Genomic DNA, 17,086 nt, shown 5'->3' with positions numbered 1-17,086 from the left:
GATCAGGCCGCCGACAGCTTCTTCAGCTGAGCCGCCAGGCGCGACACTTTGCGCGATCCGGTGTTCTTGTGAACGACGCCCTTGGAGACGGCGCGCATCAGCTCGGATTGCGCTTCGACGAAAGCGGTCTTGGCGACAGCAGCGTCGCCGCCGGCCAGAGCTTCCTGGAACTTGCGCAGATAGGTGCGAACGCGCGAACGACGCGCCTTGTTCACTTGGGTCCGCGCTTCGATCTTGCGGATCGCCTTGCGGGCGCCGGGGTTGTTGGCCATGTCAAACCTTCGAACGGAAAACGCCGCGGAGCACACGTCCACGGCGCGGAAATCTCAAGAGGGCGGGCCTATAGCCGATAGGCCGGGATCGGTCAACGCGGAGTCTGACTCCTTTGCCCGGCGTCTCTGTCTGGTCGGCGCCCGCTCAGTTCGTCGCTCGCCCCTCTGATAAACCTTCGTTCAACACACCCTATGCCAAAGGTCGGGGCTCACACGGAAGTTTCATGTCGCGTCCCAGACACTCAGTTTTGACCGTTCTGACCGTCCTGGGTCTGACGATGTTGCTTGTGCAGAACGCACAGGCGCAGCCCCCCGGCCCGGTGCGGACGCCGTTGGAGCTGGCCGCCGCCGTGGAGAAACGCGCCGCCGCAACTGATTTCGCGGCCCTTGACGCATTTGGCCGCACGGCGATGAACCGCCATGACCGCGAGGGCCTGCAGCGCCTGCATCATGTCGCCTGGATTCTGCTGAACCAGGGCGAGTTCGTCCAGGCCCGGACCTGGAACGACCGTCTGACCCAGGCCGCACGACTTCAGAACGATCTGCGATACCAGCAGGTCGCCCGGCTGAACGCGCTCAGCCTGCGCTATAATCAGGGCGAAACCGGCGTCGCCGAAGAGATGCGCCAGGTCGCCGCGAGCGAACAGGACTGGTTCGCCAGGGCGCACGCCACCCGCCTGTGGGCCCTGGCCCTGATGGACCGCGACAAGATCGGCGAGGGGCTGAAGCTGCTGGCCGACGCCGACGCCTTCATACCGAGCACCTCCGCCTATGCCGAAACCGCGCAGGCGGGTCTTTGGGAGATGACCGGTCTGGGCCTGATGAAGCTGAACGACATCGACGGCGCCACCGCCGCCTTCGGTCGTTTCGAGATCGATCTGGCCAATCCCGCCTATCCCCGCCCCGACTTCGACGCCATCTACAACCTTGCGCGGCTGTCGACCCAGTTGGGCGATCCCGAACAGGCCCAGCGCCTGTATATGGCGCACCACCGGCTGACCTTGCGGGCCGGCCTGCCCAGCCTGGCCATCTATGACGCCAATCTTTGCGTCACCACGGCCGAGGCGCGCCATGCCCCGAACGACGTCCTGGCCTGTCTGGCGCCCTATGGCCAGGACCTGGGCGCCGCCTCCTTCCTCGCGGCCAATCTGCTGCCGTCGCGGGCCATCGCCTATGCCCAGACCGGACAACTGGCCCTGGCGCGCCGCGATCTGGCGGCCATCAAGGGACGCATCGCCGCAGGCCAGTACCGGGATCAGAACAGCTACAAGCTAGGCCGCATCGAGGCCGAAATCCTGTTCGCGGAAGGCAAGCCCCGAGAGGCCTACGAGACGCTGCGCGACTATGCCGAACAGGACAAGATCAACGACGCCCGCCGCTACAGCGCAGGCATTCGCCAGGTCACCGGCGACATGCAGCAGCAGTTGGCCGAACGGCGCGCCCAGTTGGAGACTGCGCGGGTCAACACCACCCTGCAGCGCGATGTCATCAAGGCCCAGAACGGCGGCATGGTGATCGCGGTCATCTTCGTGCTGTCGGCCATGGCCGCGATGTTCTGGCTGTGGCGTCAGGCCGGCCACCTGCGGGTCGCGCGCCGCCGCGCCGAGGACGCCAGTCGCTCCAAGTCCGAGTTCCTGGCCAATATGAGCCACGAGATCCGCACTCCGCTGAACGGCGTGGTGGCCATGGCGGACGCCCTGTCGCGCACGGCCTTGCCCCCGCCAGAACAGGAGATGGTCAATGTCATCCGCACATCCGGGGTGACGCTGGAACGTCTGCTGTCCGACATCCTGGACTCTGCCAAGATCGAAGCGGGCCAGATCGCCATCGAACACGCCGCCTTCGAACTGGGCGACACGGTGCGCGGCGCGGTCGCCCTGTATCGCCCCAAGGCGGATGCGAAGGGCCTTATCCTCCAGACGCAGATCGATCCCGCGCTGGAAGGTCTTGTCGAAGGGGATGTGGTGCGCCTGCGTCAGGTGCTGTCCAACCTGATCTCCAATGCGCTGAAGTTCACCACCGAAGGCTCCGTCTCCATCGCCGTCGATGCGGCGGGACCGGATCGGGTGCGGTTCACGGTGACTGACACCGGTTGCGGTTTCGACGCCGATTTGAAGGATCGGATATTCACCCGCTTCCAGCAGGCGGACGGCTCGATCACGCGCCGCTTTGGCGGGACGGGTCTGGGCCTGGCCATTTCACGCCATCTGGTCGAACTGATGGGCGGGACGATGGATTGCGACGGCGTCCCCGGCGAAGGGGCCCGCTTCTGGTTCGAACTGCCGTTGCCGGCGGGCGCCGCGCCGATCACCCCCCACGCCGAGGCCAGACAAGCTCTGGGTGAAACCGCCTTCCCCGCCCGCATCCTGCTGGCGGACGATCATCCGGCCAACCGCAAGGTGGTGGAGATCATGCTGGCGCACCTGCCCACGGAACTGGTCACGGTCGATGACGGCGATGCCGCCGTGGCCGCCTTCCGCGACGGGGGCTTTGACCTGGTGCTGATGGATATGCAGATGCCGGTGATGGACGGCCTGAGCGCAACCACCGCCATCCGCGCGCTGGAGCAGGATCAGGACCGCCCCCGCACGCCGATCATCATGTTGACCGCCAACGCCCTGCCCGAACATGTGGCGGCGAGCGCGGCGGCGGGCGCAGACGGCCACCTGACCAAGCCGATCACCCTTTACAGTCTGCTCGACGGCATCGCGACAGCCATGGAGGCGGCGCAGCGCCAGCGACGGCCGCAGCCTGCCTAAAGCCCGGTTTCCGGATCGAGCCAAACGCTCTTTAACGGCCTAACTCCGGATTTCCGTCGCTCGAAATTCGCCGGTGTTGAAACCGCGCAACGCTTTCCAAAACTTCATTAATTTGGCCGTTTTGCCGCCACGATTGGCGCGCCTCCAGAGGGCCTGTCCACGTCCCCGGAATACGCCTCTCATGACCCTTTCGGCCCTGATGCTGCTGGCTCTGGCTCCCAACGCCGAAGCCGTGCAGGTGCAAAACCCCCAGACCGACGAACCCGTCGTCGTCCTGCCCGATGTCGAAGTGACGACCACGCGGCGCGGCGCGGCTCTGGGCGGTCAGGAGCCGATCGTCTCTTATGACGCCGCGCAGATTCAGGCCTTCGGCGCAACCAATATCGGCGAACTGGTCAGCCTGCTGGAGGCCCAGACCCGCAGCGCGCGGGGCGGCGCCCCGGTCTTCCTGGTCAATGGACGGCGCATCTCGGGCTTCCGCGAAATCCGCGGCCTGCCCCCCGAGGCCATCGAACGGTTCGACGTCCTGCCTGAGGAGACCGCCCTCTCCTATGGCTACAGCGCTGACCAGCGCGTCGTGAACGTCGTGCTGAAGGCCGACTTCCGCTCCATCACCGCCTCGGGCACCGTGACCCGTCCGACCAGCGGCGGCCAGACCGTTCTGGACAACAGCAACAACGTCCTTCGCATCGCGGGTTCAACCCGCTGGTCTATGGACCTGAACCTGAACTCCCAGACCGCCCTGTTCGAGACCGAGCGCAACATCGACCGCAGCGGGGCCGCTGAACTGTTCGACCTGCAGGGCAATATCGTCGGCCTGCCACGCGGCGCCCAGATCGACCCCGCCCTGTCGGCCCTGGCGGGTCAGGCCGTCACGGTTGCCGGCGCGCCAGCCAGCGCCGCGAACGGCGCCCCGTCGCTGAACGATTTCCTGGGGACGGCGAACAGCCCGCGTCAGGGCGACCTGAACGCCTATCGCACCCTTCTGCCCAACACCGGATCGGCGGAAATCTCCGGCACGCTTAAGAAGGATCTGAACCGGGACATCGGCGCCACCTTCAGCGGCAGCTACAAGACCGCCTCCAGCCTCAGCTATCTGGGCCTGCCGGGCGTGACCCTGACCTTGCCGTCCGGCAATCCCTATTCGCCGTTCGGCGATGATGTGCGGTTGTTCCGTTATCTGGACCGCCCAGACGCCCTGAAACGCGAGGTCGACACCCAGACGGCCGGCGTCGGCACGGTGCTGGACGGTTTCGCAGGCGACTGGCGCTGGACCCTGACGGGAACCTATGACTGGGTCGAGACCAAGACCTCGACAGGCCGGGGCGTCGACCCCGCCGCCCTGCAGGCCAGCCTGATCGCGGGCGACCCGGCGGTGAACCCGTTCGGCGACATCGACGGGCGCGTCGCCGACCGCCTGCGCGATACGGCCACGTCCACGTCTGGCGTCGCCAACGCCGAGCTTGTGGTCAACGGCAAGGCCTGGAGCGGCCCGGCGGGGGACCTGACCTCGACCTTCAAGGTCGGTGCACAGCATCAGTCGCTGGATTCCGAAAGCCTGCGCAACGGCGTCGCCGACGAGCGGTCGCTGTCGCGGGATCTGGGACGGCTGCAGGCGAACTTCAGCCTGCCGATCGCCAGCCGGGACCGGGGCGTTCTAGCCAAGATCGGCGACCTGTCGGCCAGCATGAACCTGGCCTATGACGAACTGTCGGACTTCGGCGGGGTCAGCACCATCGGCGGGGGCCTGAACTGGTCGCCCATCCAGCGCCTGTCGCTGGGCGTCGACTATTCGGATGCGGGCAAGGCCCCGACGATGCAGCAGTTGAATGATCCGACCGTCTCGACGCCGAACACGCCGGTGTTCGACTTCAGAACGGGCGAGACGGTCGAGCTGGCCTATGTCACGGGCGGCGCGCCCAATCTGAGCGCCGAGAACGCCCGGTCCCTGAAGCTCAGCGCCAACTGGCAGCCCTACAGCGCCCGCGACCTGCGCTTCAACCTGGCCTACACCCGCACTGACACGGACGACCAGATCGCCAGCTTCCCGACGATCACCCCCGCGCTGGAAGCCGCGCTGCCGGAACGGTTCCAGCGCGACAGCGACGGAACCCTGCTGTCCATCGACGCCCGTCCGCTGAACTTCAGCCGCCGCGAGCAGCAGGACGTGCAATGGGGCTTCAACTTCTCGCGCCCCTTCGGCAAGCCAAATCCGACCGCTGAACGCGGCCAGCGCGGTCCGGGCGGTTTCGGCGGGGGCGACGGCGCCCCGCGCATGGCGGGTCCAGGCGGTCCTGGCGGTCCGCGCGGTCCAGGCGGCGCAGGACGCGGCGGCGGCGGGATGCAGCCGGGCCAGGGCATGTTCAACCTGTCCTTGACCCACACCTGGAGACTGCAGGACGAGGTGACCATCCGCGACGGTCTGACGCCCCTCAATCTGCTGGACGGCGACGCCATCAGCGGCAGCGGCGGCCAGTCACGACATGAGGTCCAGCTTCAGGCTGGGGCCTTCCGCAACGGCCTGGGCATGTTCGTCAACGCCAACTGGCGCGCGGGAACCCACGTCAACAGCACCGACGTCACGTCGCCCAATCTGGATTTCTCTGGCCGAACCACGATTAATTTATTCGCATTCGCAGATTTGACCCAGAGGACGAAATGGGTCGAAAAATTCCCGGTCCTGAAGGGCACGCGCATCGGTTTCGGGGTGACGAACATCTTCGACGACCGGGTGTCTGTGACCTCCAGCGACGGTCAGACGCCGCTCAACTATCAATCGGATTTTCTGGACCCGACCGGGCGGACCTTCCGCATCAACCTGCGCAAGATACTGTTCTAACGGCAAGCTTCAGCATTCACCGAACGATGGTTGTGAACCATACACGCAGAACGGCATTATAAATCGCATAGAAACGTTTGCGATGAGGAAGAACGACAGATCAAGAATTGCACAACGCTAAGTAGCCGCCATCGTCACTGACAGGAATGTTCATACTACTTCCCCGATAACGGAATGATGTCGATATTCCCTTGGTATTCGCCCTTTACTGCTACGCTTTTTGCTTGACGTAGGCAGGTTTTTGGGGCCTCACGCGCTCAACCGCCTAGTATCCTGAAGGCCAAGATGAACGACCTAGTAGACCCCGTAGACGTCGCGATCGGCACACGCATTCGCGCCCGCCGCGAAGAACTCCGCATCACTCAGGCGCAACTTGCGGCTGGCGCCGGAGTGACCTTCCAACAGATTCAAAAGTACGAACGCGGCGTCAACCGCGTGTCCGCAGCCCGCCTGCTGCAGATCGCCGCCGTTCTGAAATCCACCGGCGCCGCCCTGTTGGGCGAGCTGGACGGCGCAGAGGGTGACGAGCTGGCTCTGGCCGCCCCGGGCGCCGCTGAGCTGCTCTCGACCTTCCGCGACATTCAGGACGCCGAAAAGCGCGACGCCCTGCTGTTGGTGGCCAAGAGCCTGCGCCAGTAAGACGAAACGCGGTGCGCGTTCGGCGCCGCCGCGATGACGCCAGATCGATAAAGGCGCGCCCTGCGGGGCGTGCTTTTTCTTTTTTGCGCCTGAGATACAAGCTTTTCGCGTCGAGAACGAAACCTAGGCACGCCCCACGTCTTGAAGATATAAGCATATCTTTATATGTCTGATCGCCTGACCATCAGACAGGAGCCTTCCTTGGCCCGTTCCTCCTTCCTCTTCACCTCGGAAAGCGTGTCCGAAGGACACCCTGACAAGGTCGCCGATCGCATCTCCGACACCGTGGTGGACGCCTTCCTGGCGAAGGACCCGGAAGCGCGCGTGGCCTGCGAAACGATGGTGACGACGCAGCGGATCATCCTGGCGGGTGAAGTCCGCGCCACACAGCCAGGCAACACCAAGGAACAGAACGAAGCCTTCACCCAAGGCATCATCGACAGCCTGGAGCCGCTGGTCCGTGCCGCGGTCAAAGACATCGGTTACGAACAGGACGGCTTCCACTGGGAAACGGCCGAATACGCCTGCTATCTGCACGCCCAGTCGGCAGACATCGCCGTCGGCGTCGACTCCACCAATGAGAAGGACGAGGGCGCAGGCGATCAGGGCATCATGTTCGGCTATGCATCGAACGAAACGCCTGAGCTGATGCCGGCAACTCTGGCCTACAGTCACAATATTCTGAAAAAGCTGGCGGAGCTGCGCCACGCGGGCGGCTCGATCCTGGAGCCGGACGCCAAGTCCCAGGTCACCCTGCACTACGAAGACGGCAAACCCGTCCGCGCCACCTCCATCGTCGTCTCGACCCAGCACGCCAAGGGCAAGACCCAGGCTGACGTAGCCGCCGTGGTCAAGCCGGTGGTCGAAAGCGTACTGCCGCAAGGCTTCATCACCGACGAGACCGTCTGGCACATCAACCCGACCGGCATTTTCGAAATCGGCGGCCCCGATGGCGACGCGGGCCTGACCGGCCGCAAGATCATCGTCGACACCTATGGCGGCGCAGCCCCGCACGGCGGCGGCGCCTTCTCGGGCAAGGACCCGACCAAGGTTGACCGCTCGGCCGCCTACGCCGGCCGCTACCTGGCCAAGAACGTCGTCGCCGCCGGTCTGGCCGACCGTTGCACCATCCAGATCAGCTACGCCATCGGCGTCGCAGCGCCCCAGTCGATCCACGTGGACCTGCACAACACGGGCAAGATCGATCCCGCCGTGCTGGAACGCGAACTGCCCAAGCTGATCGGCGGCGCCACGCCGCGCGGCATTCGCGAGCATCTGAAGCTGAACAAGCCGATCTACGCCCGCACCACCGCCTACGGCCATTTCGGCCGCGAGCCTGACGCCGACGGCGGCTTCAGCTGGGAAAAGACCGATCTGGTCGAGGCGCTCAAGGCCCTCGCCTGATCACGATGTTCCGGCCTGGCGACCACCAGGCCGGACACGCATCTCAGCCCGCCAACAGACCCTGATCGCGCAGGGCGTCAGCCAGCTCGCCCGGCCCGGTCCACAGGCGCGTATAGCCCGCCTCGCCCAGTCGTTTCAGCTCGGTGACCAGATCAGCCTTGGGCGAGGCGACGAAACGCCCGTCAAAGCCCACGCCGTCCGCAGAGACGCGCACCAAAGGCCGCCCGGTCTCAAGCCGGTGCAGGAAGCCTTCGCACAGGACCACCGCCTCTTCGGCCAGCAATCCCGTCTCCACCGTCAGGCCCGCCGTGCGCAGGCGCTCGGTGCCCCGCCCGGCCGCGAACGGCGACGGATCAAGACAGGCGACCACCACGCGCGCCACCCCGGCCTCCGCCAGGAAATGAGCGCAGGATTTACGGCCTGAAGACCGCGCGCCGCACGGCTCCAGCGTCACATAGGCGGTGGCGCCGACGACCTCGGCGCCGGCGGCGGGCACAGCCTGCTCCTCGGCATGAGGACGTCCGCCCGGCGCCGTGGCGGCCTGGGCGATGATGCGGCCGTCCTTGACCAGCACGCAGCCGACCGCAGGATTGGGCCAGGTTTCGCCCATGCGGCCCTTGGCCAGTTCAATGGCCTGGGCCATGAAGCCCCGGTCGGCGTCGCTCCAGCTCATGCGACGGCCGGAGGCAGTTCTTCGGCGCGCGAGGCGTCAAGATAACGGGCGGCGGTCGGCTTCAGGTCGGCGTCCAGGTCGATCTCCAGCGGATTGCCGGTCGGGATCTCCACCCCGACAATCTTGTCGTCCGGCACGGCGAACAGCAGCTTGACGATGGCGCGCAGCGAGTTGCCGTGGGCGGCGATCAGCACGTCTTCGCCGGCCTTCAGGCGCGGCGCGATCTCTGCGTCCCAATAGGGTTCGACCCGGTCCAGCGTCGTCTTCAGGCTTTCGGTGTCCGGGATGGCCTTGCCCGCATAGCGGGGGTCGGCGTTGAAATCGAACTCGCCGCCCGGCGCCAGCGGCGGGGGCGGCACGTCATAGCTGCGGCGCCAGACCTTGACCTGATCCTCGCCGTGCTTCTCGGCGGTCTCGGCCTTGTTGAGACCCGTCAGGCCGCCGTAATGGCGCTCGTTCAGACGCCAGTCCTCGATCACCGGCACATCGGTCAGACCCGCCGACTGCAGGGCCAGGGCGCCGGTGCGCTTGGCGCGCGTCAGGACCGAGGTGAACATCACGGCGGGCTTGAATCCGGCCTCGGCGATCAGTTCGCCGCCATGACGCGCCTGGGCCTCGCCCTCCGCCGTCAGATCGACATCGACCCAGCCGGTGAACCGGTTTTCGAGGTTCCATTGGCTCTGGCCGTGGCGAAGCAGGATCAGGCGCGACATTCAGCAGGCTCCGTAGAAGACGGGCGTAAAGGGGAGGGCTTTCGGGTAGGCCGCTGTCATCGGTCGGTCAAGGTTTCGCCATCGTCCTGCATCGCCGACAGCCATAACGCCGTTCGCATCGTGTTGCAGCGCAACAGTCTGCAGGACTATAGGGTAACCCGCCCATCGCTTCGCGCAATCCATTTGCGGCCCGCCTTATCGTCGGACAGGACTTTGTGGTCCTGACGCCGCTGCAATCTTCAAGGTCATCTCCATGCTGAAACCCCGCCAGGATCTGACGCCGAACACGGCTGCCTATGAAACCCAGGCGCTGGTGAAGCCGACGGGGTTCCGCGAATACGACGCGCGCTGGATTCTGGAGAAGGAGATCAACCTTCTGGGCATTCAGGCGCTGGGCCTTGGCCTAGCCACCTTCGTCCACGAGATCGGCGTCCAGCCGAAGATTGTCGTCGGCCACGACTTCCGCGGCTACAGCCTCAGCGTCAAACAGGCCCTGATCATCGGCCTCTTGGAAGGCGGGATGGAGGTTTTGGACGTGGGTCTGGCCCTGTCGCCCATGGCCTATTTCGGCCAATTCGAACTGGACGCGCCTTGCGTCGCCATGGTCACCGCCAGCCATAACGAGAACGGCTGGACCGGCGTGAAGATGGGCGCGAACAAGCCGCTGACCTTCGGACCCGACGAAATGGGCCGCCTGAAGGAGATCGTGCTGGGCGGACAGGGTGTGGCGCGCGACGGCGGCAGGCTGGTGCGCGTCGACGACTTCCGCGAAACCTACATCGCCGACGTGGCGTCCAAGGTTCGGATCAAGCGCCCGCTGAAGGTCGTCTGCGCCTGCGGCAACGGCACGGCCGGCGCCTTCGCCCCAGACGCCTTGCGGCGCATGGGCGTCGAGGTGATCGAGATGGACACCGACCTCGACTACAATTTCCCCAAATACAATCCGAACCCGGAAGACCACGCCATGCTGGTGCAGATGGCCCAGCGGGTGAAGGAGACGGGCGCCGACCTGGCCCTGGGCTTCGACGGCGACGGCGACCGCTGCGGCGTGGTGGACGACACGGGCGAGGAGATTTTCGCCGACAAGATCGGCCTGATGCTGGCCCGCGACCTGTCCAGGGTCCACCCCAACTCGACCTTCGTCGTCGATGTGAAGTCGACGGGCCTGTACAAGACCGACGAGGTGCTGAAGGCCAATGGCGCCGAAGTCGTCTATTGGAAAACGGGCCATTCCTACATCAAGCGCAAGACCGCCGAACTGGGCGCCCTGGCCGGGTTCGAGAAATCGGGTCACTTCTTCATGGCGGGCGAACTGGGCCATGGCTACGACGACGGTCTGGTCGCGGCCGGCGCGGTCCTGGCCATGCTGGACCGCAATCCCGGCAAGAAGCTCAGCGAACTGAAGTCCGCCCTCCCCGACGCCTGGACCAGCCTGACCATGTCGCCGCACTGCGATGATGAACTGAAGTACGGCGTGCTGGACCGGATCGTGAAGGAATACGTCGATCTGGCCGCCGCCGGGGGTGAAATCCTGGGCCGTAAGATCATCGAGGCCATCACCGTCAACGGCGTGCGCGTGCACCTGGACGACGGCTCCTGGGTCCTGGTCCGCGCCTCGTCCAACAAGCCCGAGCTGGTCGTGGTGGTCGAAAGCATGCGCAGCGAAGACGACATGCGCGACCTGTTCCGCAAGGAGATCAAACCGCGCCTGGCCGCCTATCCCGAGATCGGCGCGTTCAATCAGGAGATCTGAGTGCTTTCGTCATTCCGGGCGAAGGGCAGGCCCGGAATGACGAAAAGAGGCGCGACGGGCGACCGTCGCACCTTCGATCAATGCACCCGCGCCTTGCCGATCTCCAGGCCGTCCTGACCCGCTGACACCGCGATCACGCCGCCGTCTTCGATCTCGCCCGCCAGCAGTTTGCGGGCGATGGGGTCGACCAGGTCTTTCTGGATGACGCGCTTCAAGGGGCGGGCGCCATAGACGGGGTCGTAGCCGCGGTCGGCCAGCCAGGCCAGGGCCGCGTCGTCGATGTCGATGGCCATGCGGCGGTCGGCCAGAAGCTTCTCGAACCGGGCCAGCTGGATGCGGACGATGCCGCCCATCTGGTCACGGCCCAGGCGGTGGAACAGGATGATCTCGTCGATCCGGTTCAGGAACTCGGGCCGGAAATGCCCGCGCACCGCCTCCATGACGAACGGACGCACGGCCTCGACATCATCGCCTTCGCCCTGATTGGCCAGGAATTCCGAACCCAGGTTGGAGGTCATGATGATCAGGGTGTTGCGGAAGTCGATGGTGCGGCCCTGACCATCGGTCAGGCGGCCGTCGTCCAGCACCTGCAGCAGCACGTTGAACACGTCGGGGTGGGCCTTTTCGACCTCGTCGAACAGGACGACCTGATAGGGACGGCGACGCACCGCCTCGGTCAGGGCGCCGCCCTCGTCATAGCCGACATAGCCGGGAGGGGCGCCGATCAGGCGGCTGACCGAATGTTTCTCCATATATTCCGACATATCCAGCCGGGTGATGGCGGCCTCATCGTCGAACAAGAACTCGGCCAGAGCCTTGGTCAGTTCGGTCTTGCCCACGCCCGTGGGGCCCAGGAACAGAAAGCTGCCCAGCGGACGGTTGGGGTCGTTCAGACCGGCGCGGGCGCGGCGCACGGCGTCGGACACGGCGGTCAGAGCCTCGTCCTGACCCACGACGCGACCACCAAGGGCGTCCTCCATCTTGAGCAGTTTCTCGCGCTCGCCTTCCAGCATCTTGTCGACGGGCACGCCGGTCCAGCGGCTGACGACGGCGGCGATCTGTTCGGCGTCGACGACTTCGGGGGTCAGGGGACCCCCACGACCGGCAGAGCCTGAGGTTTCATTGGCCTCGGCCTCGGCCAGCTGTTTTTCGATCTGGGGAATCTGGCCGTAGGCGATCTCCGACGCACGGCCCAGATCGCCCGCGCGCTGCGCGTTGGTCAGCTCCAGACGCAGGCGGTCCAGGGTTTCGCGCAGCTGGGCGCCCTGACCGACCTTTTCCTTTTCCGACTTCCACTGGGTCGTCAGGTCGTCGGACTGGCCTTCCAGATCGGCGATCTCGTCTTCCAGCTTCTCCAGACGGTGCTGGGAGGCGGTGTCCGTCTCCTTCTTCAGGGCCTCACGTTCGATCTTCAGCTGCACCAGGCGGCGGTCGATCTCGTCCAGAGCCTCGGGCTTGGAATCCACGGCCATGCGCACGCGCGATGCGGCCTCGTCGATCAGGTCGATGGCCTTGTCGGGCAGGAAGCGGTCAGTGATGTAGCGGTTCGACAGGGTGGCGGCGGCGACGATGGCGCTGTCGCTGATGCGGACCCCGTGGTGGACCTCGTACTTCTCCTTCAGGCCGCGCAGGATCGACACCGTGTCCTCGACCGTGGGTTCGGCGACGAAGACGGGCTGGAAGCGACGGGCCAGGGCCGCGTCCTTCTCGACGTGCTTGCGGTACTCATCCAGGGTGGTGGCGCCGACGCAGTGCAGTTCGCCTCGCGCCAAGGCGGGCTTCAGCAGGTTGGAGGCGTCCATCGCCCCGTCGCCTTTGCCCGCGCCGACCAGGGTGTGCATTTCGTCGATGAACAGGATGACCCCGCCCTCGGCCGCCGACACCTCGTTCAGCACGGCTTTCAGCCGCTCCTCGAACTCGCCGCGATATTTCGCGCCCGCGATCAGGCTGCCCATGTCCAGCGCCATGACGGTCTTGTCGCGCAGAGATTCCGGCACATCGCCGTTGACGATGCGCAGGGCCAGGCCTTCGACAATGGCGGTCTTACCCACGCCCGGCTCGCCGATCAGGACGGGGTTGTTCTTGGTGCGCCGGGCCAGGACCTGAATCGTGCGGCGGATTTCCTCATCGCGCCCGATGACCGGGTCGATCTTTCCGTCCGCCGCCGCCTGGGTCAGGTCGCGGGCATAGCGTTTCAGGGCGTCATAGCCGTCTTCAGCGCTGGCGTTGTCGGCGGTCTTGCCCTTCCTCACATCCGCGATGGCGGTCTCCAGCTTGTCAGGCGTCAGGCCGGACGATTTCAGCACCTGGGCCGCGACGCCGCCCTCCTTGGCCAATGCGGCCAGAAGGCGTTCCGTCGTGACGAAGGCGTCGCCCGCCTTTTTCGAGGCCTCCTCGGCGGCGGCGAAGACGCGGGCGGTGTCGCCGTCCAGATAAAGCTGGCCCGAGCCGCCGGTGACCTGGGCGCGCTTCTTCAGGGCGGTTTCGACGTCGGCCTCGGCCTTGCGGACGTCGCCGCCAGCGGCGTTGATCAGGTTGCGGGCCAGGCCGTCGCGCTCCTCCAGCAACACCTTGAGCAGGTGTTCGGGGGCGAACTGCTGGTGACGGCGGGCCAGGGCCAGCGACTGGGCCGACTGGACGGCCTGTTTGGCGCGGTCGGAATAGAGATCGAGATTCATGTGTTCCCCTCAGGAGGCGGATTTCATCTCAATGCGCCCTTATCGAAAGCGACGCCTTGAGCTGTCGCAAACGAGATGGTGTTGCGGATTTGGCGCACAAGGGGCGCGGATCAGGATTTGCGGCGGCCTGCGGCGTGCTGGGCCGCCAACACGGCGACGGCGCGCAGGTCCTCACGGCTGACGTCCAGCGCCTCGTGCATTTCCGACAGGGCGGCGTCGATGTCGGCCTCTGAAATCGTCAGCGGGCCGGGCGTGATCTTCTCTGGCCTGTGCGGATAGGCGTGGCCCGAGAACCGGTGAAACAGCCAGGCGGCGCCGACCAGCAGGACCGCGTTCAGGGCGGCGGGCGCCAGCGGGAACAGCCAGGCGGCGGCGGGACCGGCCAGCACCGGCGTCAGGGCTGTGCCGCCGCCGGGCGGATGCAGGCAGCCGAACAGGGACATGGCCCCGATGGCCAGGGACACCGCGACGGCGCCGCCGATCATCGGGTCATGTATGGCATGGGCGACGATGACGCCGATCAGGCCGGAAATGGCGTTGCCGCCGATCACGGGCCAGGGCTGGGCCAGAGGGCTTGCGGGAACGGCGAAGACCAGCACCGCCGACGCCCCCATCGAGGCGATCAGCAGGGCGTGGGCCGCATGGTCCGCGCCCAGAACCCAGCGCGACACCAGCCCCGTCAGGCCGATGCCGAACAAGGCGCCCAGACAGGCCGCCGCGCGGTCGCGCAGGGTCGCACCCGCCAGAATAGGTCGAAACAGCCGCATGAAGCCCCCTCACGCCCAGGTTTCATGCCTAAACCCGCCAATGCCGCCGCGATAGGCCGGTTCGCCGCCGCGAATAAATTTTCGCCCCGCCCAGCCGCAAACCACCGTCACGCGTTGCACCCTCATGCCCGAATGATCGGGCATGAGGAGCTAATCATGCGCAAGACCCTGATCGCAGTCGCCGCCGGCCTCATGGCCCTCAGCGCCGCTTCCGCACAGGCCGCGAGCTCTGACCAGTCCCGACAAGGACAGCCAGAACACGCCGCACCGATGCGGCCAAACGAGGCCAGAACCCCACAGACCGGCCCCGTCCCCTATATGCAGACCACCGGGCCGAACCAGCACGACATGCGTCGCGCCGACGGTCGTGGGCCGCAGGACAATGACCGATATGGCGTGTGGGAAACCCGTTGGGGCGCGCGCCCCAATGAGCCGCCGGCGCATTTCTCGCGTCACGGCGACTGGTACCGCCACGTTCACGCCTGTCAGAGCCGTTACAAGAGCTATAATCCGCGCACGGACCGCTACACCGTCCGTCGCGGCCAGACGGCGGTCTGCCGCCTGTAACGCCTGAAGCACGACGACCGGGCGACGACCCCGCCGCCCGGTCTTGTCAGGCAATCGGGAACCCAGAGCTTCGCCATACGCTTTGGACCGATGCTTACGACCAAGATGAACCCCCGTGTCTTCTGGGGGGCCAGCGCGATTGCAGGCGCCCTGCTGCTGTTGGCCCTGATCGCGCCGAACACATCCGACCTGATATTCGGTCGGGCCCAGGCCTGGGTGATCGACACCTTCGGCTGGCTGTATGTCGCTGCGGTTGCGGGCTTTCTGGGCGCCGTGGTCTGGCTGGCCGGCGGGCCGACCGGACGGCTGAAGCTGGGGCCGGACGACGCCGAGCCGGACTTCCCCTATCTGTCCTGGCTGGCCATGCTGTTCGCCGCCGGCATGGGCATCGGCCTGATGTATTTCGCCGTCGCCGAACCGGTGCAGCACTATATCGCCCCGCCCGAGGAGGTCCCCGGCACGGTCAAGGCCGCACGCGAGGCCATGGTCATCACCTTCACCCACTGGGGCGTCCACGCCTGGGCCATCTATGCCGTGGTCGGACTGAGCCTGGCCTATTTCGCGCACCGAAAGGGCCTGCCGCTGACGATGCGGTCAGGCCTCTATCCCCTGCTGGGCAGGCGGATCAACGGGCCGATCGGCGACGCCGTCGACATCTTCGCCATCTGCGGCACCCTGTTCGGCATCGCCACCTCTCTGGGGCTGGGCGTGGCCCAGATGGCGGCGGGTCTGGATTATGTGTTCGGCATTCCCAACACGGTGCTGATCCAGGTCGGGCTGATCGTGGCGGTGATGGGGGTGGCGACGCTTTCGGTGCTGTCGGGCGTGGACAAGGGGGTGCGGCGCCTGTCGGAGCTGAACCTGATCCTGGCCGTCTGCCTGATGCTGTTCGTGCTGTTCGCCGGACCGACCCTGTTCCTAATGCGGGCGCTGGTGCAGAATTTCGGCCTGTATCTGGACCACTTCTTCGTGCGCACCTTCACCCTGTACGCCTATGAGCCGCGGGCGTGGATGGCCAACTGGACCCTGTTCTACTGGGCCTGGTGGATCGCCTGGTCGCCGTTCGTGGGCATGTTCATCGCCCGGATTTCGCGCGGGCGGACGGTGCGCGAGTTCGTGATCGGCGTGCTGCTGGTCCCCACCGGCTTCACCTTCCTGTGGATGACCGTCTTCGGCAATACGGCCATGGCCTATGACATGGGCCAGGCGGCGGGCGCGATCTCCCAGGCCGTGCAGGCCGACCTGTCGACGGCCATGTTCCACTTCTTCGAGCAGTTGCCGGGCACAATGTTCACCTCGACCCTGGCCATCCTGCTGGTCGCGGTCTTCTTCGTCACCTCGGCGGATTCCGGCTCGCTGGTGATCGACACCCTGGCGTCCGGCGGGGCGGACGACACCCCGCGCTGGCAGCGGATCTACTGGTGCGTGATGCAGGGGGCGGCGGCGGCCCTGCTGCTGCTGGCAGGCGGGTTGGGGGCGTTGCAGGCCGCGACCCTGGTGGCGGCCCTGCCCTTCTGCATCATCATGATCCTGCTGGTCGCGGGCCTGTTCCGACAGATGAACGCCGACCTGACCGGGGCGAGCATCGCCACCGAGGCCGCGCCCCTGTCGCAGCAGCTGAAACGCATCCTGACGCCGGCGACGCGCACCGACATCGTCAAGGAGATCGACCGCCACGGCCTGCCCGCGCTGGAGACCGTGCGCACCGCCCTGGAGGCCGAAGAACCCGACGCCGAGGTCGGTCGCGACGACGCCGCCGCCTGGCTGACGGTGCGGCACGGCGAGCGGGTCTTCATCTATCGGCTAGGCGCGCGGTCACGCCCCCGCCCGGTCGCCAGCCAGCGCGACGCGCCCGTCGGGCGCCGCCTGCTGGAATGGCGCCTGACGGCCCAGACCGGCGACGGCTCTCGCCCCTATGATGTGACCGGCTTCACCCAGAACCAGATCGTCGCCGACGTGCTGGAGAAACTGCAGGCCTGGCGCCTGGGTTGAGCACCGGGGGCGGCGGCGCGAACGACGCCG

General features: G+C 66.3%; 12 protein-coding genes. 7 read left to right on the top strand and 5 right to left on the bottom strand.

The genetic code is table 11. The annotated features are described in order from the left end of the window. Positions 1-2: 2 nt before the first annotated feature. Positions 3-272 carry a 30S ribosomal protein S20 gene (gene rpsT, locus KWG56_RS17545; RefSeq protein WP_201100839.1) on the bottom strand — a complete coding sequence of 90 codons (270 nt, stop codon included), beginning with the start codon at positions 270-272 and terminating at the stop codon, positions 3-5. A 224-nt stretch (positions 273-496) separates the two neighbouring features. Between rpsT and KWG56_RS17540 the strand changes: the two genes are divergently transcribed. The 4 genes from KWG56_RS17540 (at position 497) to metK (ending at position 7,913) form a co-directional block, all read left to right on the top strand. Continuing rightward, complete coding sequence (locus KWG56_RS17540) at positions 497-3,031, top strand: ATP-binding protein (RefSeq protein WP_219353119.1); 2,535 nt, start codon at positions 497-499, stop codon at positions 3,029-3,031. A gap of 181 nt (positions 3,032-3,212) precedes the next feature. Continuing rightward, complete coding sequence (locus KWG56_RS17535; protein ID WP_219353118.1) at positions 3,213-5,870, top strand: TonB-dependent receptor; 2,658 nt, start codon at positions 3,213-3,215, stop codon at positions 5,868-5,870. Positions 5,871-6,155: 285 nt separating this feature from the next. Beyond that, positions 6,156-6,509: a helix-turn-helix domain-containing protein gene (locus KWG56_RS17530; RefSeq protein ID WP_201100842.1), complete on the top strand. Its 354-nt coding sequence runs from the start codon at positions 6,156-6,158 to the stop codon at positions 6,507-6,509. A 201-nt stretch (positions 6,510-6,710) separates the two neighbouring features. Continuing rightward, on the top strand, positions 6,711-7,913 hold the full coding sequence (gene metK / locus KWG56_RS17525; protein WP_219353117.1) for a methionine adenosyltransferase: 1,203 nt from the start codon (positions 6,711-6,713) through the stop codon (positions 7,911-7,913). Between the two features lie 43 nt (positions 7,914-7,956). Here the strand turns inward: metK and KWG56_RS17520 are convergent, their stop codons facing one another. Then, on the bottom strand, positions 7,957-8,586 hold the full coding sequence (locus KWG56_RS17520) for a bifunctional diaminohydroxyphosphoribosylaminopyrimidine deaminase/5-amino-6-(5-phosphoribosylamino)uracil reductase RibD (RefSeq protein WP_201100844.1): 630 nt from the start codon (positions 8,584-8,586) through the stop codon (positions 7,957-7,959). Beyond that, positions 8,583-9,299, bottom strand: coding sequence for a 2,3-diphosphoglycerate-dependent phosphoglycerate mutase (gene gpmA / locus KWG56_RS17515; RefSeq protein ID WP_219353116.1), 717 nt, complete (start codon positions 9,297-9,299; stop codon positions 8,583-8,585). The genes KWG56_RS17520 and gpmA overlap by 4 nt, the downstream gene beginning before the upstream one ends. Before the next feature lie 253 nt (positions 9,300-9,552). On the opposite strand from gpmA, the gene KWG56_RS17510 reads away from it, so the two are divergent. Beyond that, positions 9,553-11,052 (top strand): phosphomannomutase/phosphoglucomutase, encoded by a 1,500-nt coding sequence (locus tag KWG56_RS17510; protein ID WP_219353115.1) that lies wholly within the window; start codon positions 9,553-9,555, stop codon positions 11,050-11,052. A gap of 77 nt (positions 11,053-11,129) precedes the next feature. Here KWG56_RS17510 and clpB read toward each other — a convergent pair whose 3' ends face one another. After that, positions 11,130-13,730: an ATP-dependent chaperone ClpB gene (gene clpB, locus KWG56_RS17505; RefSeq protein WP_219353114.1), complete on the bottom strand. Its 2,601-nt coding sequence runs from the start codon at positions 13,728-13,730 to the stop codon at positions 11,130-11,132. A 110-nt stretch (positions 13,731-13,840) separates the two neighbouring features. Continuing rightward, a complete protein-coding gene (locus KWG56_RS17500) occupies positions 13,841-14,497 on the bottom strand; it encodes an HPP family protein (RefSeq protein ID WP_201099892.1) in 657 nt (218 codons plus the stop codon). A gap of 156 nt (positions 14,498-14,653) precedes the next feature. Between KWG56_RS17500 and KWG56_RS17495 the strand changes: the two genes are divergently transcribed. Both KWG56_RS17495 and KWG56_RS17490 read left to right on the top strand, forming a co-directional pair. Beyond that, the gene (locus tag KWG56_RS17495) at positions 14,654-15,064 is read left to right on the top strand and encodes a BA14K family protein (RefSeq protein ID WP_219353113.1); all 411 of its coding nucleotides are present in this window, start codon (positions 14,654-14,656) and stop codon (positions 15,062-15,064) included. 90 nt (positions 15,065-15,154) lie between these two features. After that, the gene (locus tag KWG56_RS17490; protein WP_219353112.1) at positions 15,155-17,056 is read left to right on the top strand and encodes a BCCT family transporter; all 1,902 of its coding nucleotides are present in this window, start codon (positions 15,155-15,157) and stop codon (positions 17,054-17,056) included. The last annotated feature ends 30 nt before the right edge of the window (positions 17,057-17,086 follow it).

The organism is Brevundimonas nasdae (assembly GCF_019395145.1).
Lineage (GTDB): Bacteria > Pseudomonadota > Alphaproteobacteria > Caulobacterales > Caulobacteraceae > Brevundimonas > Brevundimonas nasdae.
Note: the sequence above shows the minus strand (reverse complement) of the source record. Positions and strands in the feature narration are given on the sequence as shown.

Coding starts and splice junctions, on each gene's coding strand:
- KWG56_RS17510 (WP_219353115.1), top strand. CDS start 9,553: ATGCTGAAACCCCGCCAGGATCTGACGCCGAACACGGCTGCCTATGAA.
- KWG56_RS17535 (WP_219353118.1), top strand. CDS start 3,213: ATGACCCTTTCGGCCCTGATGCTGCTGGCTCTGGCTCCCAACGCCGAA.
- KWG56_RS17495 (WP_219353113.1), top strand. CDS start 14,654: ATGCGCAAGACCCTGATCGCAGTCGCCGCCGGCCTCATGGCCCTCAGC.
- KWG56_RS17540 (WP_219353119.1), top strand. CDS start 497: ATGTCGCGTCCCAGACACTCAGTTTTGACCGTTCTGACCGTCCTGGGT.
- clpB (WP_219353114.1), bottom strand. CDS start 13,730: ATGAATCTCGATCTCTATTCCGACCGCGCCAAACAGGCCGTCCAGTCG.
- KWG56_RS17520 (WP_201100844.1), bottom strand. CDS start 8,586: ATGAGCTGGAGCGACGCCGACCGGGGCTTCATGGCCCAGGCCATTGAA.
- KWG56_RS17490 (WP_219353112.1), top strand. CDS start 15,155: ATGCTTACGACCAAGATGAACCCCCGTGTCTTCTGGGGGGCCAGCGCG.
- KWG56_RS17500 (WP_201099892.1), bottom strand. CDS start 14,497: ATGCGGCTGTTTCGACCTATTCTGGCGGGTGCGACCCTGCGCGACCGC.
- rpsT (WP_201100839.1), bottom strand. CDS start 272: ATGGCCAACAACCCCGGCGCCCGCAAGGCGATCCGCAAGATCGAAGCG.
- gpmA (WP_219353116.1), bottom strand. CDS start 9,299: ATGTCGCGCCTGATCCTGCTTCGCCACGGCCAGAGCCAATGGAACCTC.
- KWG56_RS17530 (WP_201100842.1), top strand. CDS start 6,156: ATGAACGACCTAGTAGACCCCGTAGACGTCGCGATCGGCACACGCATT.